Here is a 25,741-nt window from a genome sequence, read left to right on the forward strand (position 1 = left end):
CACGTACGATTTGCCACGATGCTCACCCCGGCGAATACCTGGGCGCTTCGACACGACCGCGTTGATCTCACGAAACGCAGTCAGAGGCACCGATACTCCGTAGAAACACAGTCACAACGGCACACAGGACCGGGCGTCTACGAGCGTGATACGGAAGATGGTGGATATCTCGACAGTGGTTCACTGATCTGTTCTCGTCGGGAGTCGAAGCACCGCGACCGTTCCCGTCGGATCATTGTCCGTAATAGAGATGTGACCTCCAATGCGGGTTACGAGCCAATTGACCGTCCAGAGACCGAGGCCACTCCCGTGGAGAAGCGGACTTTCCTCCCCTTCGGTCAGGGTCTTGCGTTCCATCTCCGGAATCCCCGGGCCATTGTCCGAAATCCTGATTTCGACCTGTTCACTCGAAACGCGGGACGTTTCAATGGTGACTGTCGGATCGGAGAGTTCACTGTGACGAATTGCGTTATCGATAAGCTCTCGCACAGCAAGCCGTAGAAATTCGGCGTTACCCTGGATGGCAACGTCGGTCAGCTCGGTCGTAATCGTGGCAGCAGGGTGCTGCTCGCGGTATGTGGACACGACCTCGCTGACGACCGGTTGGACCGCGACGAATCCCGTCGTGTCAGCTTCCTCAACTGCGCGTTCGAACGCTCTGGCCTTCTCACCCAGCGTGATCAAGTCGCTCGCATTCTCTTTGATCTTCTGTGTGAACTGCACCGTTTCATCGACCGACGTGTCACGTTCCGCTGGCGCTGTGTTCAGTACCGCTTCTAGCCTATCGGCAAAGCCAGAGACCACAGAGAGCTTGTTCCGAAGGTTATGTCGGAGGATTCGGTTCAGTACCATCAAGCGCTGTTCACGCTCCTTGCGGTCGGTGATATCACCGATAACCCCACGCAGCTTCTTTGTCCCATCGTCATCGACCTGCTCGCCTTCGATTCGGATCCATCGCGTTCGCCCCTGTGCCGTGACAATCCGAATTTCGAGATTGAACGGATTCCCCGTCTCCCGACAGGTTGTGAGTGCCTGCGTAACTGCATCTCTGTCCTCTGGGTGGACAAACTCCAGTGCTTTCTCCGCCGTCGGCGTGAAGGACTCCCCTACCTCGCAGAGTTGCCGTGTGCCCTGTGTCCAGTAGCACGTCTCTGTCTCCGGAATGAACTCCCAGCCCCCGACATTGGCCAGTTCTTCGGTACGGCGGACGTGATCTCGCTCCCGTCGGAGTTCCTCTTCCTGCTCTTTGAGTTCGGTGATATCCCGGCCTTCCGGAATCAGCAACGTCACCGCCCCGTTGTCGTCACGAACGGGTCGGATCGAGAAGTCGATAATCGCCTCTCGTTCGGAACCCTGGACCGGGATCTCGTCGCGGACGAACTCGCCCTCTGCCGCACGCTCGACCGCTGACTGTACCTGTCTTTGGAGGTCTTCGGAATGAGTGAACCAGAAGGCGTTCCACACTTTGCTCCCGACGACGTCCGCGCGGTCGAGATCGCCGAACTCGCGTGCTGCCTCGTTGACTTCGATCAGTGTTCCGTCTGGCTGCATGAGGCCGGTGAATTGGTACGTATTGTCGAACACTGCTTCGAAGCGACGCTGCCGCTTTTTACGGTCGGAGATGTCACGCCCGATCCCGACAAGCCCACGTACTTCGTCGGTATCGTCGGTGAGCTTTGCGCCGGTGAGTTCGTACGGAATACGGGTGCCGTCTTTCGTCTCGAACTGTGCTTCGACGGTCACGGTGGTATCGTGTTCGAACACCTCGGCGATGGCTGTAATGACCTCCGCCTGATCGTCGGCGGCGATGAACTCCGTGGGATGCATCGACGCGATTTCCTCGTCCGTGTATCCCGTGACCTCCCTCAACTGACCGTTCCAGCGGAGAAACTCCCCCTGTTCGTCAAACGCATAGAACACGTCCGGCAACGCAGCGAATATGCTCTCGGTGAACGCACGCTCTTCGCGGAGTTCCTGCTGGCGCTGTTTTTGTTCGCTGATATCCCTGATGACCGCCGAGAACCGCCGGTCACCGTCGACCGTGGCTTCACCGAACGAGATGCCAAGCGGAACCTCGTGTCCCTCCTTGTGGACACCAGGCAACTCGATCCAACTCCAGTCGAGCTGTTTGTCTCCTTCGCGAAGATATCGCGCAAGGGCACTCTCGTGGGTCTGATGGAACCGTTCGGGCATAATGCCCAGCAGCGAGCCTCCTTCCAGCTCGGCTGGTTCGTAGCCGAGTACATCCGAGATACCGCTGCTTGCGTACCTGACGGTACTAGTATCGTCGATAGTGACGACACCGTACGAGGTGTTCTCTGTCAGTGCCCGGAACCGAGCCTGAGTGCGTTCGAGTTCCCTGGTCCGTTCGATCCTATCGAGCGCAATCCGTGTGTGTTCCGAGAGCGTCCGGGCAACGTCGAGCACGACAGCGTCGTGGTCAGTGAGGCTGCTCTGGCCAGCCGCCAGCAAGCCGTGGTCTCCCAGTGGGAGCAAGACACCGGTCTCCAACCGGTCATAGCCCGTGTCCGTCGGATTGTAGTGGACGACTGCACCATCGCGAAACGCGTCGAACTCGTACTGGTCCGGGGATAGCGGCTCGAAATACCCACCGTCCCGAACCGGATCCGTCGCTGCGACCGGCTCTAGCCGCTCTTCGTCAGATTCGTAGAACCAGCAGATCGAGAGCGGCAATTCGAGTGCATCTCTGGCCGCGTGTACAGCTATCTCCGCAATCTGTTCGGGGGTTTCCGCCGTTTGCATCCTGCTCGTGGCCCGCTGGAGTGCTCTGATGGACTCTTCGCGGCGCTTGCGGGCCGTGATGTCACGGAACGTAGCCAGCATCGCTGGCTCGCCGTTGTGTTCGATTCGGGACCTGGCGAGTTCGAGTGTCCGAACCGTTCCGTTCGGGGTTTCGATCTCGACGTCGTACCGGTTCGGTGACCCTTCGTCGTCGATGATGGGTCGATGCTGGTCTGTGACGACATCTCGATATTCAGGGGCGAAATATTGCTCAATGGAGCTTCCATATACGCTTTTTCGGGGTCGACCGATAAGTTCGAGAAACCGATCGTTAGCAAAGACACACCGGCCATCTTGGACGACGGCGACGCCGTCGCTGCTTTGTTTCACGAGCGTTTCGTATCGCTCGCGTTCCTCAGTGCGGATCTGTTCCATCAATCGCTCGCGTTCCAGTTCGTATCCCACCCAATTGCCGAGCAACTCGACGAAGGTAACCTCCCAGTCGGTGAACTGGTCGCTCCGCGGCGCCAGATCATAAAAACAGAACGTTCCGTAGTTCTCACCTTCAACAGTGACCGGAGTACCGAGATAACACGAGATGCCCAGTTCGGCGTTGACCGGTCGGTCGGCCAGTTTTGGCGCATCGGCGTCGATATCTTCGATAGCGAGTGTCTCTGTGTCGGCGACGACCCGTTGGCAGTTCGTAAACGACAGCGGAACTGAATCGCCCTCGGTGATGGCGTTTCCGTCGGGCCCTTCGAACGTAACGTCACGTGGTCCATCGACAGCTTCGATGATGTACTCCGTGCCGTCGATTTGGGACAGCGTGGCGAAATCCGTCCCGATTGTCTCACGGACGACACCGAGCATGTCGTGTATCTTCTGCTCCAAGGAGCGTTCCGAGTCGGCGATGATGTCGTACGCTCGTCGGAGCGCGCGTTCGCGCGCCGCCAGTGTCCGCTGCCCCCCTTGCGTAGCGTTAGTGCGGTCTGACTCCGCCCGAGTGTCTGTGCGTTCCCGGCCGACCCCAATCACTGCTCCAGTCTCCGCAGCGGGAAGCTTCCGAAGGCTGAATGTGAATCGTCGGGTGTCGGGTGCTTTTGTACTGAGTGACATCTCTGCCGTGGTTTCGAACGGCTCTCCGCGACTCCCGATTCGACGAATACTCTCCTGGCTGTCCTCCCAACTGAGTTGCGCTTCCACAGCACCCTGTTCGAGAGGGTCACCGATCATATCCGCAACACAGTCGTTATACCCGATTACTTGCCCCTCGCTATCGAACAGAAGAACGGGTTCGCCGAGGAGATCGAGCCCTTCAGGCAGCGATTGGGTCATACTGGCTCTGAACCGTCACCTGTCCCCGTAGTGTAGATAATCACGGATGGTATTTTTGGAATACGCTCCTGTGGCGGATGCAACCTCACCCGTTGGTATGCCCCGATTGGGCAAGCCAGGGTCCTGTGTCTGAACTGCTCATCAGTCCGGCCACATCGCCATCGACTTCCACCGTCAGCAGGCGTCGAGGGGCCAGACCCCTTCATCGAGACTACGCAAGCACGGTTATCGATGGGAGTGAGTCTGTGTCGCTATTCGATATAGCGACATACGATATACGAAAGGGTTCCCGGAGTCCGAGACGGACGGCCGTAGACGGGACAGTCAGCACGCTCCGTCGGGAAGCGTTCGGAGTGGCCCGGTACGGACCGGATGGGTGCAAGGCTTTGAGCTCTGTCCGTGAATCCACAGTCGGGCGTGTCCGAACGGTTATGCCCGGAGCGACCAAACCGGCGTGCATGTGTGGGCGGTACAGCCTGTTCACGCCGGCCGAAGCGCTGGCGGACAGGTTCGGGGTGGACGTGGAGTGGTCACCGCGGTACAACTGCGCGCCGGGGCAGACATTACCGGTCGTGACCGCGGACGACCGAATGCGGACCCAACAGTGGGGGTTGGTGCCATCGTGGGCCGACCAAGCGTCGACGGATCTGATCAATGCTCGGGCCGAGACCCTGACCGAGAAGCCGAGTTTCGCGGACGCGTTCGAGCAGCGCCGCTGTCTCGTCCCTGCCGACGGGTTCTACGAGTGGGTCGACCGCTCGGCGGGCAAGCGTCCCTACCGCGTGGCCTTCGAAGACGACCGGGCCTTCGCGATGGCGGGGATCTGGTCGAGTTGGGAACCGCCGTCGCGACAGACCGGTCTCGGCGAGTTCGGCGCGGGAGACGTCTCCGCCGACCCCGATCCGGTGGAATCCTTCGCCGTCGTGACGACGGAGCCGAACGACCTCGTCGCCGACCTGCACCACCGCATGGCGGTCATCCTGGACCCGGAGGCGGAGTCGACGTGGCTCCACGGCTCCGTCGACGAGGCGGCGGCACTCCTAGAGCCACATCCGGCGGCGGAGATGCAAGCATACCCAGTCTCGACGCGCGTAAACGATCCGCGAAACGACTCACCGGATCTGATCGAACCGGTCGAGGCGTAGGAGTCACGGCGTGAATATGTATTTGTGAATCTGTCACTACTCATCCGCGAAGAGTAGTACTGTACTCACAAATAACCAACCTAATGCGGCGGTAAGATGGTACTACAAATCTAAATAAGTCCACTTATCTCGGTGAGTGGGACTACCTTGAAGTCCCCGGCGATACAGGAGGGTGTATGGGCAACGATAGCGTCGCGGTGAAGACCTACGTGCCACCGTACCAGAAGGACCGCTGGCGAGAGCACGCCGACCGCTTAGGGATGAGTCAAAGCGAGTTCGTGCGGACGATGGTCCAAGCTGGCCGCCGGGACTTCGAGGTGCCCGATCCGGCCGAGCGCGAGGAACCCGGTGAAGCAGAGAGTTCGGGGCTCGAACCCCGGGTGAAAGACGCGTTAACCGGGGAGGACGGATGTTCGTGGGACGACCTCCTCGCGCACGTCACCGAGGACATCGAGAACCGCCTCGAAGAGACACTTGCGGACCTACAAGAGCAGAACGTGGTCCAGTACAGCGGCCGGGCGGGTGGCTACCGCCTCGTGGAGGACCCGTGAGCGACACCGACGACCCTGTGGGGTATTTCCTCCAAGACATGACCTACCACGGGAAGACCGACCGCACGCGCGCGGCCTACGAGCGTGTCTTGCGGAAGTTCGAGACGTTTCTCGACGAGGAACAGGGCGTGGGTCCCGCGGCGGCCGAGCACCGGGACTGCATGGCGTGGATTCACCGATTGCGCGGCACCGTCGCGGAGAGCACTGTCGCGACTTACGCGGCGTACCTCCACCGATTTTATGCCTACATGACGCAGGTGGGGACCTTCGACGGCAACCCGATGACTCTCGTCGTCGAGGAAATGGACGAGCGGATCAACACCGACCCGACGCGCCGTGAGATTTCGGTCTCCGAGATGCGGACCTTCCTCGGCGATATCGCCCACCCGCTCGACCGTGCGCTCCTGGTGACGATGCTCAAGACCGGGGTCCGAGTCGGTGAACTCTGTAACCTAGATCTGCGGGACCTCTCGATTCCGGAGACCCGGGAGACACTCGACGTGGCTGTCCGCCCACAACTCGACGGCCGGGGCGATGCGCTGTTCGTCGCCGCCGACCGCGCCGTGGGCGATGTCACCGAAGGCGAACGCCGGACGGCGGCCAACAAGCGCAAGCGGGCGACGGTAATCCCCGTCGACGACGAACTCCGTCGGAGCCTCGTCCGCTGGTTGGCCGTTCGGCCCGATTCAGTCTCCCGCGCGGATCCCCTGTTCGTGGGGACCGGCGATAGCTGGGGCCGGCGGGTGACACCTCACGTCGTCCACCACGCTGTCGAAACCCACGCGAGCGATCACGGGTGGCACCGCGACGGCGGCGGCGCCGAGGAGAACGTCACGCCCCACTACTTTCGGCACTTCTTCACGACCCACCTCCGGGACCGAACCGGCGACCGGGGCATCGTCAAGTACCTCCGCGGAGACGTTGCCAGCGACATCATCGATACCTACACCCACGACTGGGGGGACCGCGTCCGCCGGACGTACGAGGAAAATATCTACGAGTTGACTTGAACCCGCTGCGAGAGACGAAGCAATAAATCATATGTCGCGATACCAAATCGGTCGCGTGGCCGAGCAGAGGCTAGCAGCTTAGAAATCGGCGAGCAAACGGGTACCTACCTCCGCTGGCACCCAGGGTGAGACTGAGTAGTTTTGCTAAGCGACAGGGAAACAGGCCGTTCTACTACGTCGACACTCGATGGATCGTGAAAATCCGTTCGACGGACGAAGTTGCGAATGCCGACGTCCGCCAGTCTGGCCTCCCTCAACGGTAGAGATTGAGTCGCTGTAGGACGGATCCGATTAGCACCGCGATGGGAATGATTTCGAGCCGTCCGACCCACATATTGAGGATCAACATCGCCTTTGCGGTAGCTGGCATGGTTGGCCCGGTGATACCGCTGCTGAGGCCGACGTTACTCTGTGCGCTCATCACGTCGAAGATGACGTACTCGAGTGGGTGAGCCGGTGAGAGCACGCGGAGAAGGACCTCGTCACGATTCACTCCCGGTCAGGCGTCACTGAAGAGACACTCGAAGCGTTTACCGGTGACTGACCGATCCACCGGCAGGAAACACTCATAGCTAACCTCGGTGTGCTCAGTCGGGGTGAGCAACTGCGCTCTCGTGTTCGCCGGGGGTCCGGCTTGGAACCGGTGTGCTTCCGAAGTAGCGCAGGACGATTCCTGTATGCATAGGGGCGGCAAGTCCCGATCCGTTCAGCTTCAGTCGGGGTTACTGTCAGCGACCGTTCGTTGTCGAACGGTCCGAACAGCCAATCCCTGCCGAGGGGTGGCCGACTCCGTTCAGTCACCCCAGATACGCGACGTCGACGGGGTGGGAACCGTCGGAAGCGGGCAGGTCAACGGTGTCGGCGAGGGTATCCCGGATGGTGTCACGCCACGCGTCGACGGCCGCGGTGTGGCGGTCGTGGTGACGTTCGGTGGTGTACCGCCCGGCCTCGCGGAGGCGGTCCGCCGTCTCGTCGGGGTGAGGGTACGGGGGCGGGTCCTCGACGAACGCCGACGGATCGAGGTGGATCGCCGACGGGTCGGCGGCGGCGGGCCGGTGGATGCGGGCCCGCATGCGCCCCGAGAACGGCGGAGTGACCCGGAGGACGGTGTGGCGGTCGCTCCGTCGGTTGGTTTCGAGGGCGGTCACCACGTCTTCGACGGTGACCGCGATCAGAGTGATGGCCGTCGGATCGGTCGCGTCGTCGTCCGACATCGACCACTTGTAGGGACCACCGGAGGGAAAACGTCTCGGCTACCGTACCGGCGTGCGTCGCAACGTGCCGCCACAGTCGGGACACGTCGCTCGGTAGGAGATGGGACTCACACGCTGGTTACACGACTCGCATTCGAGTGGCGACCCTTCCGACATCACGATACTGTACGACACTCCCCGTGTTAAATGTTACCACGGGGTGGGATCGGAATCGACGACGGCTACTCGCCGTCGAGTCCCATCCCGGTGATCTCGAAGCGGGCGCCACCCGCCGCACTCTCGGTCACTCCGACCGTCCAGCCGTGAGCGTCGGCAATCTCTCGGACGATTTCGAGGCCGAAGCCCGTTCCGTCCGCGTTCGTCGAGTAACCCGCCTCGAAGACGTCGTCACGTTCGTCCTCGGGGATGCCTGGCCCGTCGTCGGCGACGTAGAGGCCGTCTCCGACTCGCCCGACCGTGATCGTCACGCCGTCGGACTCTGTCCGGCTGCCCGTCGAACTATGTTCGACACTATTCCGAAACAGATTCTCGAACAACTGTGTCAGACGGCCGGGATCGGCGGCGGCGGTCCCCGAGACGTCGACGTGGAGTTCGCTGGCTGGCGCCGCGACGTTCTCCCAAGCCGACCGGAGGTGGGACGCGAGGTCGATTGTCTCGAACTCGTCGACCGTCCGTCCATCGCGAGCGAGCGTAAGCAGGTCGTCGACGAGTTCCTCCATCCGATCTATGGCGTCGACGGCCTCCGCGACGTGTTCGGTCGAGACGTCGGTCCCTTCGCGCCGACCCATCTCGTGGGAGAGTCGTCCCTGTGCGACGTTCAGCGGGTTCCGGAGGTCGTGAGAGACGATGCTGGCGAAGCGTTCGAGGCGTTCGTTTTGTCGTTTCAGCCGGCGCTCTTGGCGGTGGCGCTCCATCGCGTAGCGAATCGCCCGTTCGAGGAGGGCACCGTCAAGGTTGTTCTTGAGAAGGTAATCCTGGGCCCCGGCTTGGATGGCTTGGAGCGCCGTCTCGTCGTCCGAAAGTCCCGTCAGCACCACGACCGGGAGCGGAGCAAGGTCGTCGTCAGCCTCGATGCGTTCGGTCAGGCGTTCGAGGGTCTCGATGCCCTGACTGTCCGCGAGGCCGAGGTCGAGCAAGACGAGGTCGTACGTCGATGCGGCGAGTCGGTCGACGGCGGCTGGGAGCGACTCGACGTGTGTCAGATTCGGCGGCTGGAAGACACTGCTGGTGTCGACGCGGAGGTGGTGGCGGATCAGTTGGGCATCGCCGTCGTTGTCCTCGACGAGGAGGACATCGAGCGGCTCTTCCGGTTCGCTCGGCATCTCACTCGGGTGGGAGTTTGACCACCTGCAACCAGAACTTCTCCAGCGTGCCGACGACGTCGATGAAGCCGTCGAAGTCGACGGGCTTTGTCAGGTAGGCGTTCGCGTGGTGTTCGTAGGACTTGATCACGTCCTCCTCGGCCTCCGAACTCGTCAGGACGATCACCGGAATACGCCGGAGGTCGTCGCTCTCTTTGATCTCCGCGAGGACTTCCCGGCCGTCCTTCCGCGGCATGTTCAGATCGAGCAAGACGAGATCCGGCCGCGGCGTCTCCGCGTAGTCGCCTTCCCCTCGGAGGAACTGCATCGTCTCGACCCCGTCGTTGGCGACGTGGAGGTTGTTCGCCAGTCGCCCTTTCTCCAGGGCCTTTCGTGTTAGCTTGACGTCCCCTGGATTGTCCTCCGCTAGGAGGATTTCGACAGGCTCGCGCTCCGACATAATCACTCTATGCGGCCGCTAGATGTTGACTGTTGGGGCGCACGCGTAGGGAGTGCGATGTGGAACGTCGTCCCCTCGCCCGCCGCGGATTCGATCCAGATGTCCCCCTCGTGGCGGTCGACGATCCGCCGGCAGACGGCGAGACCGATGCCCGTCCCTTCGTCGTCGCGGCTGGACTGCTCGAAGAGTTCGAACATCCGTTCTTGCTGATCCTCGGGGATGCCCGGCCCGTCGTCAGTGACCGAGAACACGACCGTGTCCGTGCGTTCCTCGCCGTCGACGTGGACCGTCGGCGGGTCGTCGGCGTCGCCCGCGTGTTCGATGGCGTTGCTGAGGAGGTTCTGGAAGAGCTGGCCGAGTTGGTTCTCGTCGGCGACGACGGCGGGGAGGTCACCGTGTGTAACCGTCGCCGACTGCTCCTCGATCAGCAGTTCGAGGTCCCGTAACACCCGTTCGAGGACCGCCGTGGGGTCGGTCTCCGCGAAGTCCTCGCCCTGCGTGTGGACCCGGGAGTACTGCAAGAGGTCGTCGATCATCGCCTGCATCCGCTGGGCGCCGTCGACCGCGAACTCGATGTACTCGTCGGCCTCGTCGTCGAGTTCGTCCTCGTACTCCGAGGCGAGCAGGTCGACGTAACTAGAGACCATCCGCAACGGCTCCTGCAAGTCGTGGGAGGCGACGTAGGCGAACTGCTGGAGCTGTTCGTTGGAGCGTTCGAGCTGTTCGACGGTCCGTTCGAGTTCCGCCTTCGTCTCTCTGATTTCGGTTACGTCCTGGAAGATGACGTAACTCTGTGGCTCGGCTACCTCCTCGGCACCGAACGGCACCAACTCGATCACGAAGTGTTTCGTCCCGTCTTCGGTCCGGAGTGTCGTCTCCGTCGTGAATCGCTCGCGCTCGGTCGTGTGTTCCCGGAAGGCCGCGACCGCTTCCGCGGCCAGTTGTGGGAGTGCGGCCTCCAACGCCTTGCCCTCGGTCGATCCGAACAGCGACGCGAAACTCGGGTTCGCCGACTCGACGACGAGGCGGTCGCCGTGTCGCCGGAGCGAGGCGATTCCGGAGGGGTCGTTCTCGAAGAGTGCCCGGAACCGCTCTTTCTCGCGGCGGGTCCGCTCCTGTTCCTGCTGGACGCTAGCGGTTCGTTGCCCGACGAGCAGTCCCGCGGCGGTGCCGACCACCGCCGTCTGCAACACGATGATGACGGGTTTGATCTCGTTTTGCAGGACCTGGATGCCGACGACCCAAGCCACGAGGCCACCAATCGTTAACGCGCCCGCGGCCGTCCACATCGTCACGGTCCCCACGAAGGCGTCGTCGTATGCTCCGCGGTAGAGCCGTCGAATCAAGTAAAACGTTCCCAGGAGAAGCACGAACGGGAGCGCATTCTCGACGACGGTCGAGGTGAGGGTGGTTCCCTGTACCTGCCAGTCCTCGTAAACGTCGAACAGCAACACACCAGCAAGTATCGCCCCAATGCCGGACAGCACGACCAGGGACGTCCGTCGATTCGGTGGCATTCGCTGACAGTACCGGGGGCGCACTTAGTCGTCTGTCGCTCCTGTTTTCACAGCTGGTAATCGTAGGGACGCGTATTTTGCCGTGGCGCCCTTATCAGACGTGAATCATGGCGAACCGACTGCGATACACCGCGACCACATGAGTGCGACCGACACGTTTCGGCTGTTACACGTCGACGACGATCCGGCGATCCTGGATCTCACGTCGGCATTTCTCGACCGGGAACTCGACTGGGAGGTCACGACGCTAACCGAGCCCAAGCCGGAGGTGGCGCTCTCGCGGATCGTCGACGACGCCGAGGCGTCCGACGCCGGCGTCAACGTCGACTGTATCATCAGCGATTACGACATGCCCGGGATGGACGGGTTGGCGTTCTTCGAGGCACTTCGCGATCACGGGATCACGACGCCGTTTATTCTCTATACGGGCAAAGGAAGCGAGGAAATCGCCAGCCAAGCGCTCAACGCCGGCGTCACCGGCTACTTCCAGAAAGGCGGGCCGGACCAGCAGCGTCGCCTCGCCAACCGCGTCGAACAGGTCCTCGAGGATCGCCGGACACAGGCCGTCGCCGACCGCTATTCGACGGTCCTCGAAGCGCTGGGCTACCCGATATACGTCGTCGACGACGACGGACAGTTCGAGTTCGTCAACGAACCCCTCGCGGAACTCACGGGGTACGACCGGGAGACGATCATCGGTAGCTCCCCCGCACTGATCAAAGACGAGGCGGCCGTCGAGCAGGCCGAGTCGGAACTCGGTCGCATCCTCTCCTCGACGGGTCCCAACACCACCCAGTTCGAGGTCGACATCGTCCCGAAGGAGGGCGAGCCGATCCGGTGTCGTGACCACATGGCTGCTCTCCCGTACGACGGTGAGTGTTTCGAGGGGAGCGTCGGCATCCTCCGTGATATCTCGACCGAGCGACAGCGCCGACGCGAACTCCGCTACAAGACCCGCGCCATGGACGAGGCGCCGACGGGAATCGCGATGACCGATCCGTCCCGGGCGGACAACCCGATGATCTACGTCAACGACGCGTTCGTCGAAATGACGGGCTACGACCGCGAGGAGGCCCTCGACCGCAACTGCCGGTTCCTGCAGGGACCGGAGACGCGGACCGAGGCGGTCGAGCGGCTGAGCGACGCCATCGAGGCCGGCGAGTCGGCGACGGTCACCCTCCGGAACTACCGGAAGGACGGCGACCCGTTCTGGAACCGCGTGAGCGTCGCGCCGCTCCACGACGACGACGGCGAGGTGGCCCGCTGGGTTGGCTTCCAGGAGGACGTGACCGAGCGCCGCCGGTACCGTCGTCGGCTCGAACGGCAGAACGAACGCCTCGAACGCTTCGCCGGCGTGCTCTCTCACGACCTCCGAAATCCGCTGACGGTGGCGGCAGGGGAACTCGAACTCGCCCGGTGTGCGACCGAGGACGGCCACGAACACCTCGATGCCGTCGCGGACGCCCACGACCGGATGGAGGCACTGATCGACGACCTCCTGACGCTGGTCCGAGACACCGAGGGCGACATCGAGTGGGAACGCCTGTCGCTGTCGGAGATGGTCGAGCGGTGCTGGGCCGACATCGAGACCCGGTCGGCAACACTGCGGGTCGAGACGGACCGGACTGTCAGCGCCGAATCACGCCGGTTCCGACGGCTTCTGACGAACCTCCTCGGCAACGCGGTGGAACACGGCGGCGACGAGGTGGTCGTCACCGTGGGTGAGACAGCGGACGGCTTCTACGTCGCCGACGACGGCCCCGGCATTCCCGAAGACAAACGTGACGACGTCTTCAAGGCGGGCTACTCGACGAACGCCGACGGAACGGGCTTCGGCCTCGAAATCGTCCGCGAGTTCGCGGATATCCACGACTGGACGGTCGACGTGACCGAAAGCGAGGCGGGCGGCGCCCGCTTCGACGTGCAGGGAGTCGGCGGATCGTAACGGGCGTCTAGTTGGGTGCTCGCCGCACACCAGCGTCACCGTTCGGCTGCCCGCTCGACGAACGCATCGAAGGCCCCGCTCTCGGGGTGGAGGTGACAGTAGGTGCCGAGCGTCCGGTGTTCGACCAGGCCGTCCCGGTCGTCGTCGATGCCCGATCCTCGGACGACGTCGAAGGCAAAGCGGGCGTCGCCGTCGACGGTCGCACTGGAGTAGTGAAACTCGTGTCCCCGCCGCCGGTCGCCGGCCGCGGCGGTCAGGGTGTCCTGCCGCGCTCGCAACTCGACGTGATCCAGGGCTTGGTACCGCTCGTGCATCCGGACCTCGGCCGGTAGAACGCCTGCCATCCCGTGTCGTTCGTCGTCGGCCGTGGTGAGCGACTCGGTGAGTGCCATCAGCCCCCCACATTCGCCGAGGATAGCGGTGCCGTCGGCGGCCGCCGCCGCGAGAGCGTCCAGCGTCGGACTCGCCGCGAGGTCGGCGGCGTGAAGTTCCGGATAGCCCCCTGGGAGGTAGACGCCGTCACAGGCGGGCAGGTCGTCGCCTGCGAGCGGCGAGAACGTGACGACCGTCGCCCGGTCGCGCAGTCGCTCGACCGTCGCCGGGTAGACGAATCCGAAGGCGGCGTCGCGGGCGACCGCAATCCGTGCCCCAGTCGGGTCGCCGACGGTGGTGGGACTGGCCCGCGGCGGCGTCCGCGCCACGTCCACCAGTCGGTCCGTCCGGATCGATTCGGCGGTCGCGTCGAGAGCCGACTCGTCGAGCGGTGCCTCGGCGCCCATGTGGAGACCGAGGTGGCGCTCCGGGATCGACAGATCCTCGCGCGGCGTAATTCGGCCGAGGTAGGCGAGATCGTCGGGCAGCGCCTCGCGGATTCCCGACTCGTGGCGGCCGCCGTGGGCGCGCTGGGCGATCACGCCGACGACATCGACGTCTCGCCCCGCGTGGGTCGCGTACTCGCGGAAGCCGTGGGCCGTCGCGGCGACGCTCTCCATGCCCGCCTTCGCGTCGACGACCAGCACCACCGGTAAGTCGAGCGCCTCCGCGACCATCGCGGTACTGGAGCAGTCACCGTCGTAGAGGCCCATCACCCCCTCGACAACGCAGATATCGCCGTCGCCGCGCACGTAGTTGCGGCGCAGGCCCTCCGACCCTTCGAGCCACAGATCGAGGGTTCGGGAGGCGGTGTCCGTCACGGCCTCGTGGTGGCTCGGATCGATGAAGTCGGGGCCGGCCTTCGCCGGCTGGACGTCGTATCCCTCGGAGTCCAGGGCCTGGAGGACGGCGAGGGTCGCGACGGTCTTGCCGACGCCCGACTTCGTCCCCGCGAGGACGACGCCCTTCATGGGTCGGCCCGCACGACGAGCACGGAGAGATCGGAGTACGGTGTCGACTCACGGTCGCCTCCACCGGCCGATACGCGGAGGTCGTCGAGGGTCGTCCGCGTCACGCGCTCGTCCGGGTGGGTCAGGCGTTCGAACACGAGGGCGTCGAGCGTGGGATCGGCGCCCGACTCGACCAGCAGGTCCGCGATGTCCCCGGGCATCCAGTCGAACGGCCGTGGGAGGACCAGCAGGTGTCGGTCGCCGACGGCGTCGACGAGGCGGGCCCGGTCGGGGTCGAGGTCACCGCTCTTGTGCAGGGTGACGAACGCAGCGTCTTCCATCGGCGTCCGCGCCCGACTCGCGGCGACTTGAAGCGACGAAACCCCCGGAATCACCGTCACCGGCGTGTCGACCGCCCGCTCGACCTTGCCGAGAAACTGGTAGCCCGAGTGGTTGGGGTCGCCCATCAGGACGGCCGTCCCGCGGTCGCCGGCGGCCACCCGTTCGGCGAACGCCGCGAGCGTCGCCGCCTCGTCGGCGTAGCCACAGGTGAGCAGGTCGGCCGTCGTCTCGTCGGCGACGAAATCGACGACCGTCTCGAAGCCGACGACCACGTCCGCCTCGCGGACCGCGCGCGCGGCACGGCGGGTGAGGTAGTCCGGATTGCCGGGGCCGATCCCGACGGCCCGAACCGTATCGTCGGCGGCGTCCGCGTCGGATTCGGGCGTCGCCGCGGCGGCCGCTGCCGGGTCCGGCCCCGAATCGAGGTCGTAGTCCTCAGTCATCGCCGGGCAGGGTCACGTCGCCTTCGCGCGCGTCGCTGGCAACGTGGACGAGTTCGTTTACGAGCGCCGCACCGAGACCGCTCCCGCCGCGGGTGCCGACGTTCGTGACGGCGGGAATCCCGTACTCGGCGGCGACCGCACGGACCCGCTTGCGACTGTCGGCGGCCTTGACGAAGCCGACTGGCGTCGCGACGACGACGGCCGGGCGAGTGCCGTCCTCGATGCAGTCACAGAGCGCGAGAGCGCCGGTCGGAGCGTTGCCCACGACGGCGATAGCGCCGTCGTAGACTCCTTCGCGGTCGAGTTCGAGGACCGACGCCGCCGTCCGGGTCATCCCCGTCTCGGCGGCCAACTCCGCCCCGCTCCCAATAGCCTTCCGAACCGGACAGTCGTGACCCCGGCCCGTGATCCCCGCCTTGGCCATCGTGATGTCAGTCACGATGGGTCGCTCGTCGAGGACGGCCCGCGCACCGGCGACCACGGGGTCGTTCTGAAACCGCATCAGGTGCTGAAAGTCCGGGGAGCCCGTCGAGTGGACCGCTTTTGCCCGCAACCGGTCGTTCAGTGTGTCCGCGGGGACAAACGAGTGAACGATGTCCATGCTCGTCTCCGCGATATCCATCGCCTCTTCTGTCGTCGCGCCGAGGTCGGCGTAGTCTTCGTCAGTCATCGGAGAGTGCCTCGTTCGTGTCGCTGGTCTTTGCCTCCAGGTCGCCCTCGACCGAGAGGTTGATGTCGCGCAGTCGGTCCGCCACCTCGGGGGCGGCGTCCCAGAGGTCGCGGTCGATGGCCTCTAGCAGCGTCGCGGTGATGCTCTCTAGCGCCCAGGGGTTCACGTCCCGCATCCACTCCTGGCGGTCCGCGTCGAACGCGTACGCGTCCGCGAGGTCGGCCCAGAGCGTGTCACTCACGACGCCGGTCGTCGCGTCCCAGCCGAGGGCCACGTCGACGGTCGTCGAGAGGTCGCCGGCACCCTTGTAGCCGTGTTCCTCCATGCTCTCCAGCCAGTCGGGATTGAGGACGCGGGCCCGCATCGTCTTGCGCACCTTCTCCTCGTTGGTGTAGACGGTCACATTCTCGGGGTCGCTGGAGTCGCCGACGTAGGAGGCGGGGTCGGTACCCGAGATTTCACCGACCGCCGACACGAACCCGCCGTGGAAGGCGTACCAGTCCGAGGAGTCGAACTCGTCTTGCTCGGCCGTATCCTCGATTTTCACCGTCGCCTCAACGGAGCCGAGGCGGCGCTCGAAGCTCTCGTGTGCCTCCGAGACCCGGCCGCGGGAGCCGAGAGCGTAGCCGCCCCACTGGACGTAGACGTCCGCGAGGTCGCTTCGGTCGTCCCACTCGCCCTCGTCGACGGCCTTGTTCGTCCCCGCGCCGTAACCGCCAGGTTTTGTCGTGAAGACACGCTGTTTCGCCAGGTCGACGGCCTCGTCTTCGTCCACGCCGTCGGCTTCGAGGGCCGCCGCCTCCGCCTCGACGTGTTTTTTCACGTAGTTCCGGTCGTGTGGTTCGTCCAGGCCGACGACGGCGTCGACGGCGTCGTGGACGACGCTCGCAGCCTGCGGGAAGGCGTCACGGAAGAGTCCGGAGACCCGGGTCGTCACGTCGATGCGCGGCCGCCCGAGTTCGTCCAGCGGGATCGGCTCCACGTCGTCGACGCGGCCGGCGTCGGTCCAGACGGGTTCGACGCCCATGAGCGCGAGCACCTGCGCGACCGTCTCGCCGCGGGTCCGCACCGTCGGCGTCCCCCACGCCACGACGCCGATTTCCTCGGGGTACGACCCCTGCTCGTCGCGGTGGCGCTCGGCGACGCCATCGGCCACCCGCCGACCTACTTCCCAGGCCGTCTTCGCGGGGACCTTCCGCGGATCGAGCGTGTAGAAGTTCCGTGCCGTCGGCAGCAGGTCCACCCCACCGCGGGTCGGCGCCCCGCTCCCACCCGGCGGGACGTACGCGCCGTTCAGTGCGTCCGCCGTCCGTGGAATCTCCGCGTTCGCGCCCGCGACCCGCGGGGCCGCCTCCTCGCAGATGTACGCCAGAATCTCCCGGAGGTCGTCGTGCGCCCCTCGTTTGGCGCGGGCATCCCCTAAGGGGTCGATATCGACCACCAGCAGGTTCATGTTCACCTCGTCGTCGGGGCCGGCCGCCGCCTCGGACGCCGGCACGTCGAAGTCGTTGGCGGCGAGCGTCTCGACGAGTTCGATTGACTGTTCGTGGACACGATCCGCCGCCTCCGAGAGGTACATGCCCAGGTCCGCGTCGTATGCCCCCGGTTCGTTCAGCATCCGGTCGTAGTCGACGCCGAGGACGCCCGCGACGGCCGCGCGGAGGCTCGGGGCACCGGGGTTCTCCAGGCGCGTGAGCGCGACCAGATACTCGACGAGGCGGTCGCCGGTCGGCGGTTCGCCCATCGTATGCAGGCCCATCCGGATCTGCGTGGTCTTCACGTCCGTGAGATACTCGTGCACTCGCTCGACGAGTTCGTCGAAGTGGAGGGCGTCGGCGTCGTCGACGCCGAGGTCGGTCGCGAGGTCGAGGTCGGCAACGGCCGCCTCGATCCGCTCGCGGAGTTGTTCCCCGTCGTCGGCGCGGGCGTCTTCCATCCCCGCGCGGCGGTACTCCCGGACGAGTTCCTCTAAGTCCGCCAGTTCGTCGTAGGTGCCGGCCGTCTGCATCACCGGCGTCAGATAGTCGACGACCGCCGCGTAGGAGCGACGCTTGGCCTGTGTTCCCTCGCCGGGGTTGTTGACGATGTACGGGTAGACGTTCGGGAGGTCGTCGATCAACTGATCCGGCGCACTCGCACCGTTCAGGCCGACGGTCTTGCCGGGGAGCCACTCCAGGCTCCCGTGGGTACCGAGGTGGACGACTGCGTCGGCGTCGAACTCCTCGCGGAGCCACGCGTAGAAGGCGTAGTAGTCGTGTGGTGGCTGGAGGTCAGAGTCGTGATACACCTTCGAGGGGTCCATCCCGAACCCGCGAGGTGGCTGGACGGTCACGAGGACGTTCCCGTACTCGACGCCGGGGACGGCGAAGGGACGGTCTGGCGGGTCGCCCCACTCCTCGATCACCGCCTCGCGAAACCGCTCGTCGGCGTCGGCGAACCACGCGGCGTACTGCTCGGGATCGACCACGTCGACGCTCATCTCGCGGACATCCTCGGGCGCCACCCACCGCGAGTCGAGGGTCAACTGGGCGGTGAGTCGGTCGATGAGCGCCGCGCCGTCCGTCGGGGGGTCCTCGACCGTATAGTCTCGCCCGTCGAGTTCGTCGAGCAAGTTGACGGTGCTCTCGGGGCTGTCGAGGCCGAAGGCGGTCCCGATGCCGTCGTCACTCGGCGGGTAGTTGTGGAGGACGACCGCCACGTCCTTCTCGGCGTTGGGGAGGTAGCCGAGACGCGCCCAGTTGATCGCGAGGCGGGCGACGTGGTCGATCCGGTCGTCGATGGGGAAATGCTGTTTCGGAGCGCTCCCGATGCCAGCTTCGTCGTCCATGCGCTCCTTGCCGCTGATTGGGTGGGTAACCACGTTGCCGTCGAACTCGGGGAGCGCGACCGACAGTGCGAGTTCGAAGCCCATCACGCCCGTGTCGCTCGCCTCGTAGCGCGACCGGGAGCGCATGGTCGTGATGGCCTGGAGGACGGGCACGCCCAGTTCGGTGAGAAAGACCTCCTCGGCGTCCTCGCCCTCGTCGCTCGCGGCACGGCCGCGCTCGCTCATCGACAGCGAGAACATGAACGAACTCACGACGGCGTCGACGAGGGGGCCGTCGTCGTCGCTGAACCAGTTGCGCGCGACCCACTCGGCGTTCTCCTGGCCGTCCTTGTCGGTCGCCGGGTTACAGAACGCCGGGAGGACGTTCGCCCCCAACGCCTCCAGTTTTCGGACGAGCGCGTCAACGTATCGCGTGTTCGCGTGCGTCCAGTGGGACTCGTAGAACCAGACGCCGACGGTGGGCTTGTCGGGGTCGTGGGTCGCCAGGAGTTCCTCGTACTCGATTCCGGGGTGGTCGGGGTGGTAGACGCCCTCAGTCGGAAGGGCGACGGGGTCGTCGTACGCGACGTCGGCGTCGTCGTACGCGGCGACGAGATAGCGACAGCAGTTGGCGAGGTTCACCACGCCGCCGCCGTCGAGGTACTCGTACACTCGGTCGCGGTCGCTCGCGGCGACGGTCGTATCCTCGAACGCGAAGGCGTCGCCCGTCGCCTTGACGATCAGGGGGACGCCCGCGTCCCGGAGTCGCTCGATGGCATGATCGTAGCCGGGCATGCTCCCCTCCGAGCCGTGTAACCAGAGCACCACGGCAGTCGCGGACTCCACCTCGTCGACGAACGCGTCGGTGTCGGTCGTATCGTCGAGGTCGCTTTCGGAGCGGACCACCAGATCGATATCGTCCAACCGCCCCGCCGCCCGCTGGACCGCGCCCAACTCGTTTTCGGTCGCCGTGTACAGCCCGATGGTCGGCATGAGTTGATAAAGCGTTATTGCGGTACTACAAGTAAACTTTCGTATTCACATGGAGCGTCGCCACACACCGTTCCCGGCAATCGTCGGGCAGGAGGAGTTGAAGCGGGCGTTGCTTGCCGTTGGGACGAACGACGCGCTCGACGGCCTGCTGGTCCGCGGGGAGAAGGGGACGGCCAAGTCGACGGCCGTCCGAGCGCTGGTCGACCTGTTACCCGACCAACGTGCGGTGGCAGACTGCCCGTACGGCTGTCCGCCGGACGACCCGGAGCGACAGTGTGTGTCGTGTCGGGAGCGGGTCGACCCGCCGGTCGAGACGCGACCCGTCCCCCTCGTGACGCTCCCGCTGGGTGCGACCCGCGAGCGCGTGGTCGGGACGCTGTCGGTCGCCGACGCCCTTGACGGCGACGCGTCGTTCGATCCCGGCCTTCTCGCCCGCGCCAACCGGGGAGTCCTCTATATCGACGAGGTGAACCTCCTCGACGACCATCTCGTGGACGTTCTGCTGGATGCGGCCGCGAGCGGCGTCAACCGCGTCGAACGCGACGGCGTGAGCCGCACCCACCCGGCGGAGTTCACGCTCGTCGGCACGATGAACCCCGAAGAGGGGGACCTCCGGCCACAGCTTCGCGACCGGTTCGCCCTCCAGGCGACGGTCACGGGCTGTGAGGCCGTCGAGGACCGCGTGGCTGTCATCGACCGCGCCCTCGACCGAAACGACGACCCCGAGGGCTTCGCGACGGCGTACGAAGCGGAGACCGACGCCCTCCGCGAGCGACTGTGCGACGCGCGACGACTCGTCGACGACGTGACGCTTCCCGAGGAGTTCAAAGCCGACATCGCCGAACTCTGCCGCGACGCGGGCGTCGACGGCCACCGGGCCGACATCGCCACCGCCCGCACCGCGCGGACGCTCGCGGCACTCGACGGCCGGACGAAAGTGCTCCGCTCCGATATCCGCGAGGCGGCGATGTTCGCGCTCCCCCACCGACTCCGGCGCCGCCCCTTCGACGACGAACCCGACCCCGACGACGTCCTCGACGATCACTTCGACGACGAGGACGAGGGGAACGGCTCCGAGGGCGACGGTGAGGAAGGCAACGCTGACGGCGACGGTGAGGGCGACGACGAGGGAGGGGGCGCTGACGGTGATGGCGACGGCGAGAGTGGAACGGAGGATGCGGGCGACGGCGACGGACCCGAGGACGAACCGGGCGACGGCGACCGGGGGAGCGACGGGGACGGCGACGGACCCGAGGACGAACCGGGCGACGGCGACCGGGGGAGCGACGGGGACGGCGACGACGGACCCGACGACGGTCCCGCCCGGGAGCCGACGCCCTCGGGCGCCGATCCGTCGGGATCGGACGATGGCGACGGCAGGGACGGTGACGGGGAGGACTCCGACGGCGACACGGACGCCGACGAGGAAGCGACGCCGCTCGTCCCGGGCCAGCGGCGGGCGGAGGTTGGTGAGGCGGCGTCCCCACCCGTCGACGAGGTGACGGCGTCGACGGGCGAGGGAAGTGGATCGCGCGCCCGCGCGGAGGCCGCCGAGGGGTCGCGTGGCTCGCGGGTGCGGACCGAGCGTGCGGACCCGGGCGACGACGTGGACCCGGCGGCGTCGGTGCGGGCCGCCGCGGCCGCGGGGCGGACCGAGGTGGGCGAAGAGGACCTGCGGCGGTCGGTGCGACGCGGAACGGCGGGGACGCTCGTCGTCTTCGTCGTCGACGCGAGCGCGTCGATGCGCCCAGCCATGCGCGAGACCAAGGGGACGGTCATGGCGCTCCTGCGCGACGCGTACGAGCGGCGAGACGAGGTGGCGTTCGTCGCCGTCGCCGGCGACGCGGCGGAGGTGTTACTCCCGCCGACGGACAGCGTCACGCTCGCGGCCCGCCACCTCAAGCAGTTGCCGACCGGCGACCGGACGCCCCTCCCGGACGGACTCGATACGGCGACCCGACTCGTGACCCGCTCCGACGCGGACGCGGGACTGGTCGTCGTCGTGACCGACGGCCGCGCGAACGTCGCCGAGGGGAGTCCGACCGCGGCGACCCGTGCCGCGGCCGGCCGACTAGCCGAGAGTGACGCGTCGGTCGTCCTCGTCGACGCCGGCGACGGCGGTGCGGGCGTGACGGGCGTCATCGAGGCCGAGACCGGCGGGCGACGGATTCCCCTGTCCGAGCTTACCGCCGACGTCGTCGCCGACGCGGCGGCGTCGGCCGACGACGCCTAATCCCGCCAGACGTGGAGGCGATGGGCCCCGCGGGTGACACCCTCGTCGTGGTACTCGACGGGTTCCTCGACGACGGCGAGCGTCCCGTCACCGAGCGCCGCGGCCGACGCGATACCGGGAATCGGCTGCGAGTCGAGGTGACCCCGAGCCGAATCGAGGAGGTGGACGGCGTGGGTGTCCGCCGACCGCTCGCGGAAGTGTTGGGCCGAGGGGACGGCGAGGAGCGACCCGTCGACGGCGAGGCCGCGGGCGAAGCCGCCGACCTCGTGGGTCCAGGCCACGTCACCGCCGTCGACGGCGACGACCGTATGTTCCCGCGGGTGGCGGGCGTCCGGGTCGCGTGTCGATGCGGCGAAGGTGTTGCCCGTCACGAAGACGGCGGTCCCGTCGACGGCGGCGACGTGGGTCGGATAGGCGTAGACCGTCTCGCCGTCGACCGACCGCTCGCTCGCCAGGTCGACGCGCCACCGCTCGCCACCGTCGTGGTCGAGCAGGTAGCCGTGTTTGTCGCCGTGACTCGCGACGGCGATGCCGCCGTCGAGAACCGCCACGTCGCCGACGCGGCGGTCGCCCTCCGTTCCGGGGTCCCAGTTGGCGAGGAGGGTCCCGGAGTCGGTGTCGAGGACGACCAGGCCGTGGACGTGGTCGGCCGAACAGCGGTTGTACGCGACGGCGACGCGCCCGTCGTCAGCAGCGAGGGAAATAGGTGAGGCGCGGGCGTGGTAGCGCCACCGAACCGTCCCGTCGGGGTCGATTCCGAGGACGACACTCGACCAGGTTCGCTCGTCGCCGTCGCGTTCGTACCGCCTGGCGGCGACGACCGTCGTGTCGCCGGCCACGGCGACGTCGACGACGTAGGGCTGGAAAAGGAGGGACTCCCGGCTCGCCGTCCCGACGTCCGCGGACGTCTCGTGGCGCCACCGAACCGCGCCCGTGGCGGGCGACAGCACGGCGACGCGCCCGTCGGGGCCACGCTGGCCGACGACGAGTCGGTCGGCAGCCGCTGCCAGCGATACGGCGTAGCGCTCGCCAGCCGCCGAATCGCCCGGCCCCGTCCAGCCGTCGACGGGCGTCGCGTCGGGGTGGTGGGCGGTGACGTGCCCGTCGGGGCCACCCGTGACGATCCGGCCGTCGACGATGGACACCGCGGAGCGCGACCAGTTGTGACGGCTCCCCGCAGGGGGAAGGTCGTCTAGGAGACGGCGCGCCGGGTCGGCGAGTGTGGACATCACTCCTCGGTCGGGAACGTCTCGTGGAGCGTGTGGTGAGCCTCGCCGAAATCGTCGAGCATGGCGTCGGTGCGTTCACGGAGACGGCGCACCGTGCGCTCGGCGTCGCGGACGGCGACGACCCGTCCTCGGAGATACGCTCCTTGGGGGTCGGTGGCGTCGGCGGCCATGGCCTCCTCCTCTAAGTCGATTAGGGCCGCTTCGAGGTGTCGCTGTATCTCGTCGAGCGTCTCGGCCTCGGCCAGCGCCGCGATGGGGCCGCCGGCCGCCAGTTCGTCGCCGATTTCGGCCTCGGCGTGTTGTTTGACGCTCTCGTCGACGGTGCCGGTCAGATTCATCAGTGCGAGTCGGAGTGCTTCGAGTTCTGCGCAAGCCATTATAGTGTCTGGTGTACGAGGTCGGAGACGATGCGGTCCCGGTCGAGGTGGGACGAGACGATGCGGTCGGTGTCGTCGGCGGTGACGCCGCCGTACCAGACGCCGTCGGGGTAGACAGCGACCATCGGGCCGTCGCCGCACTGGCCGAGACAGGAGGTGCGGGTGATCCGGGCGTCGCAGTCCTCGGCGTCGCGGACCTCCTGTCGGAGCCGTTCGATGACCGCCGCCGACCCGCTCTCGGCACACGTCTGGTTGGTGCAGACCGCCACGTGCTTTTCGGGTGCGTCGTGGACGTGCGGGTCGTCGTCGACGTCCTCGCGGTCGGCGTGTTCCGCCTGGTGGACGAGCGAGCGAAGCATCGCCCGCGCGCCCCCCTGGTCGTCCTCGTAGCCCGAGAGTTCGACCTTGTACTTGCAGGTGTCACAGGACATCTCGACGCTGTCGGAGCGGGCCGCCCGCCAGCGGTCGGCGAGGACGTCGACCACGCGGTCGTCGACCCCGAGGGGGTCGCCCGCACCCGCGGCGACGTACGGGTACTCGTCGTCGAAGGACTCAGCCGTGTCGACGATGCGGCCCGTCAGCGTCCCGTCGCCGAGCATGTAGGGAACGACCACCACCGCGTCCGGACGGCTCTTCGTGACGGTGTGGAGTGTCTCGTCGAGCAGCGGCGACGTCACGCCGATAAACGAGGCCTCGACACGGTGGAACTCGCGACCCTCGTAGAGGAGGCGCGCGAGTTTGTGGACGTCGGCGTTCGAATCCGGGTCGCTCGACCCTCGGGCGCAGACGACGACGGCTACGTCGTCCTCGGTCCGGTCGACCCCGAGGTCGGCCTCGACGGCGCGAACACGGTCATCCAGCAAGTCCACGAGCGACGGGTGGACGCCCAGGTGTGAGCCGTAGTGGATCGTCAGGTCGTCGTGTTGGGCCCGCGCCGTCTGGACGGCTAGTGGCACGTCGTTTTTGACGTGACTCGCGCCGAACAGCGACAGCGGCACGACGGTCAGGGTCCGGCAGGCGGGCGCGAGCGTCTCGATAGCCTCCCCGATTGGTGGGTCCGCGAGTTCGAGGTAGGCCGCGTCGACCGGCAGGTCGAGTTCGGCTTCGAGGTCCGCCGCCAGCGTCCGCACCTGCTCGTTTGCCTTCTCGCGGCGGGAGCCGTGGCCAACGAGGAGGATCGCGTCGTCGTCGAGCGGTTGCTCGTCGATCATCCCTCGGCCTGCTCCAGGCTCCGCAGCAGTTTCTGTCGACGCGTCGGTGCGAAGAGGTCGGTCGCTTCGCTTCCGTCGTACACCCACCGGCCGAACCGGTCCCCGGCCGCGTCGTCGACGCCGAACCAGTAGCCCCCGGAGGACGTCTCCGCGATGTCGTCGGTCGGGACGTCGACCGGGCAGGCGTCCAGACGCCCCTGGATCGTCTCCAGAAGCGTCCGGTCGTCGTGGACGAAGGAGATGCCGACGACGCCGGCCGAGGACTTGAAACAGACCGTCCCGCAACTCTCCAGGAGGCCACGGAGGAGTTGGCGGTTGGCGTCGGCGAGGGCGTCGAAGCGGTAACCACCCCGGTTCTCGCCCGTCGGGAGACCGAAGGCGGCGCTTCCCCGCGCGGCCACGTCGCCGGCGACGGTGACGTGGTACTCGTCCTCGGTTCGGGTGATCGACGTGTCGTGGGCGTACTCCCGTTCCGTCCGGTGGTGGTCGACGTCGCCGCCGCCCGCGATAGCGACGAGGCGGTCGGCACAGCCCTCGTCCGGCGCTCGGACGGTGAGGTCGTCCGCTCGCACCTCGCCGTCGCCGGCGACGTGTCCCCAGAAGTAGGCCGTCTCGGGGTGGCACTCCAGCAGGGAGGACGGGCTGTCGGCGGTCATGGCTCCTCCTGAACGGTGATGGCGTCGGGCGGGCAGGCCCGCGCGGCCAGGGTGGCGTCCTCGTAGTCGCCGTCGACGGTGGCGATCACCCGCTCGTCCGACCGCTCGACGCTGATCACGCTCTCGGCCGTGGGGTCGATAGTCGCGAGGCCGGTCTCGTCCTCGACGAAGCGGTCGTCGCGGGCGAGACAGGCGAAGATGCCGTCGCAGGCCTCGCGGTCGATTTCGATGCGGAACAT

At 66.3% G+C, this 25,741-nt stretch carries 19 protein-coding genes and 1 pseudogene; 5 read left to right on the forward strand and 15 right to left on the reverse strand.

Annotation, left to right across the window (positions count from 1 at the left end; genetic code table 11):
• Nucleotides 1-180: 180 nt before the first annotated feature.
• On the reverse strand, nucleotides 181-3,975 hold the full coding sequence (locus NO878_RS03980; RefSeq protein WP_256404664.1) for a PAS domain S-box protein: 3,795 nt from the start codon (nucleotides 3,973-3,975) through the stop codon (nucleotides 181-183).
• A gap of 560 nt (nucleotides 3,976-4,535) precedes the next feature.
• Between NO878_RS03980 and NO878_RS03985 the strand changes: the two genes are divergently transcribed.
• The 3 genes from NO878_RS03985 (at nucleotide 4,536) to NO878_RS03995 (ending at nucleotide 6,783) form a co-directional block, all read left to right on the forward strand.
• On the forward strand, nucleotides 4,536-5,222 hold the full coding sequence (locus NO878_RS03985; protein ID WP_256404665.1) for an SOS response-associated peptidase: 687 nt from the start codon (nucleotides 4,536-4,538) through the stop codon (nucleotides 5,220-5,222).
• Nucleotides 5,223-5,398: 176 nt separating this feature from the next.
• Nucleotides 5,399-5,773 (forward strand): DUF5805 domain-containing protein, encoded by a 375-nt coding sequence (locus NO878_RS03990; protein WP_256404666.1) that lies wholly within the window; start codon nucleotides 5,399-5,401, stop codon nucleotides 5,771-5,773.
• Nucleotides 5,774-5,811: 38 nt separating this feature from the next.
• Nucleotides 5,812-6,783, forward strand: coding sequence for a tyrosine-type recombinase/integrase (locus NO878_RS03995; RefSeq protein ID WP_256405458.1), 972 nt, complete (start codon nucleotides 5,812-5,814; stop codon nucleotides 6,781-6,783).
• Between the two features lie 253 nt (nucleotides 6,784-7,036).
• Here NO878_RS03995 and NO878_RS04000 read toward each other — a convergent pair.
• The 5 genes and pseudogenes from NO878_RS04000 to NO878_RS04020 form a co-directional block, all read right to left on the reverse strand.
• Nucleotides 7,037-7,261: pseudogene (locus NO878_RS04000) on the reverse strand (potassium transporter TrkG); the annotation flags it as partial.
• Between the two features lie 319 nt (nucleotides 7,262-7,580).
• Entirely contained in the window at nucleotides 7,581-7,997 is a 417-nt protein-coding gene (locus NO878_RS04005) for a DUF8009 family protein (protein WP_256404668.1), read from the reverse strand.
• A 221-nt stretch (nucleotides 7,998-8,218) separates the two neighbouring features.
• A complete protein-coding gene (locus tag NO878_RS04010; RefSeq protein WP_256404669.1) occupies nucleotides 8,219-9,319 on the reverse strand; it encodes an ATP-binding response regulator in 1,101 nt (366 codons plus the stop codon).
• 1 nt (nucleotide 9,320) lies between these two features.
• A complete protein-coding gene (locus NO878_RS04015; protein ID WP_256404670.1) occupies nucleotides 9,321-9,758 on the reverse strand; it encodes a response regulator in 438 nt (145 codons plus the stop codon).
• A 2-nt stretch (nucleotides 9,759-9,760) separates the two neighbouring features.
• Complete coding sequence (locus NO878_RS04020; protein ID WP_256404671.1) at nucleotides 9,761-11,275, reverse strand: sensor histidine kinase; 1,515 nt, start codon at nucleotides 11,273-11,275, stop codon at nucleotides 9,761-9,763.
• Nucleotides 11,276-11,414: 139 nt separating this feature from the next.
• Between NO878_RS04020 and NO878_RS04025 the strand changes: the two genes are divergently transcribed.
• Nucleotides 11,415-13,220: a PAS domain S-box protein gene (locus tag NO878_RS04025; RefSeq protein WP_256404672.1), complete on the forward strand. Its 1,806-nt coding sequence runs from the start codon at nucleotides 11,415-11,417 to the stop codon at nucleotides 13,218-13,220.
• 35 nt (nucleotides 13,221-13,255) lie between these two features.
• On the opposite strand, the gene NO878_RS04030 is transcribed toward NO878_RS04025, so the two are convergent.
• The 4 genes from NO878_RS04030 to cobN are packed head-to-tail and all read right to left on the reverse strand — an operon-like array spanning nucleotide 13,256 to nucleotide 19,796.
• Nucleotides 13,256-14,563 (reverse strand): cobyrinic acid a,c-diamide synthase, encoded by a 1,308-nt coding sequence (locus NO878_RS04030; RefSeq protein ID WP_256404673.1) that lies wholly within the window; start codon nucleotides 14,561-14,563, stop codon nucleotides 13,256-13,258.
• Entirely contained in the window at nucleotides 14,560-15,327 is a 768-nt protein-coding gene (locus NO878_RS04035) for a cobalt-precorrin-7 (C(5))-methyltransferase (RefSeq protein WP_256404674.1), read from the reverse strand. Before NO878_RS04035 ends, NO878_RS04030 begins: the two co-directional genes overlap by 4 nt.
• On the reverse strand, nucleotides 15,320-15,997 hold the full coding sequence (locus NO878_RS04040) for a precorrin-8X methylmutase (protein ID WP_256404675.1): 678 nt from the start codon (nucleotides 15,995-15,997) through the stop codon (nucleotides 15,320-15,322). Before NO878_RS04040 ends, NO878_RS04035 begins: the two co-directional genes overlap by 8 nt.
• Nucleotides 15,990-19,796: a cobaltochelatase subunit CobN gene (gene cobN / locus NO878_RS04045; RefSeq protein ID WP_256404676.1), complete on the reverse strand. Its 3,807-nt coding sequence runs from the start codon at nucleotides 19,794-19,796 to the stop codon at nucleotides 15,990-15,992. Before cobN ends, NO878_RS04040 begins: the two co-directional genes overlap by 8 nt.
• A gap of 49 nt (nucleotides 19,797-19,845) precedes the next feature.
• Between cobN and NO878_RS04050 the strand changes: the two genes are divergently transcribed.
• Entirely contained in the window at nucleotides 19,846-22,029 is a 2,184-nt protein-coding gene (locus NO878_RS04050) for an ATP-binding protein (protein WP_256404677.1), read from the forward strand.
• On the opposite strand, the gene NO878_RS04055 is transcribed toward NO878_RS04050, so the two are convergent.
• Genes NO878_RS04055 through NO878_RS04075 form a run of 5 tightly spaced genes read right to left on the reverse strand, consistent with a single transcriptional unit; the run spans nucleotide 22,026 to nucleotide 25,741 of the window.
• The gene (locus NO878_RS04055) at nucleotides 22,026-23,258 is read right to left on the reverse strand and encodes an outer membrane protein assembly factor BamB family protein (RefSeq protein ID WP_256404678.1); all 1,233 of its coding nucleotides are present in this window, start codon (nucleotides 23,256-23,258) and stop codon (nucleotides 22,026-22,028) included. The two genes, NO878_RS04050 and NO878_RS04055, sit on opposite strands and share 4 nt — an antisense overlap.
• Entirely contained in the window at nucleotides 23,258-23,635 is a 378-nt protein-coding gene (locus NO878_RS04060; RefSeq protein ID WP_256404679.1) for a DUF3209 family protein, read from the reverse strand. The genes NO878_RS04055 and NO878_RS04060 overlap by 1 nt, the downstream gene beginning before the upstream one ends.
• Complete coding sequence (locus tag NO878_RS04065; protein ID WP_256404680.1) at nucleotides 23,635-24,846, reverse strand: CbiX/SirB N-terminal domain-containing protein; 1,212 nt, start codon at nucleotides 24,844-24,846, stop codon at nucleotides 23,635-23,637. Before NO878_RS04065 ends, NO878_RS04060 begins: the two co-directional genes overlap by 1 nt.
• Nucleotides 24,843-25,502 (reverse strand): cobalamin biosynthesis protein, encoded by a 660-nt coding sequence (locus NO878_RS04070; RefSeq protein ID WP_256404681.1) that lies wholly within the window; start codon nucleotides 25,500-25,502, stop codon nucleotides 24,843-24,845. Before NO878_RS04070 ends, NO878_RS04065 begins: the two co-directional genes overlap by 4 nt.
• Nucleotides 25,499-25,741 (reverse strand): ferredoxin, encoded by a 243-nt coding sequence (locus tag NO878_RS04075; protein WP_256404682.1) that lies wholly within the window; start codon nucleotides 25,739-25,741, stop codon nucleotides 25,499-25,501. The genes NO878_RS04070 and NO878_RS04075 overlap by 4 nt, the downstream gene beginning before the upstream one ends.

Origin of the sequence: Haloplanus ruber (genome assembly GCF_024494725.1) — an archaeon.
Classification (GTDB): Archaea; Halobacteriota; Halobacteria; order Halobacteriales; family Haloferacaceae; genus Haloplanus; species Haloplanus ruber.